This window comes from Solihabitans fulvus, from assembly GCF_008386585.1.
Classification (GTDB): Bacteria; Actinomycetota; Actinomycetes; order Mycobacteriales; family Pseudonocardiaceae; genus Solihabitans; species Solihabitans fulvus.
In genome coordinates, this window is sequence record NZ_VUOB01000136.1 from 1 (window position 1) to 340 (window position 340).

A 340-nucleotide genomic window follows, 5' to 3' on the forward strand; every position below is an offset into this window, starting at 1 on the left:
CCGCCCAACAGGAACCGGTTGCTGGTCAGTCCGATCGCACGCAGCGGTGACCACTCGGTGCGGGCGGCGAACGCGCTGCCGATCTGGCAGGCGACGATGCCAAGGAAGGTCGCGGTCGTGGCCTGGAGGTAGGCGTGGTGCAGGGGCGCGTTCTCTCCGACCGGGTCGCCGGGGTGCCAGCCCGCGCTCCACAACACCGCGAAGAACGCCGCCAGCACCAGGGCGGCCGATACCGTGCCCATCAAACCCCACGCCCGCAACAGCAGTCGCCCGGTGATCACTCCCTGGCTGCGCGGTCTCGGCGGCTTGGCCATCAGACCCGGCTCGGCGGGCTCGCGGC

1 protein-coding gene is annotated in these 340 nt (G+C 71.8%); it reads right to left on the reverse strand.

Annotated elements, in window-relative coordinates; translation table 11 throughout:
* The coding region (locus tag F0L68_RS44070; RefSeq protein WP_223199592.1) for a cation transporting ATPase C-terminal domain-containing protein at positions 1 to 340 on the reverse strand (340 nt) is incomplete at both ends.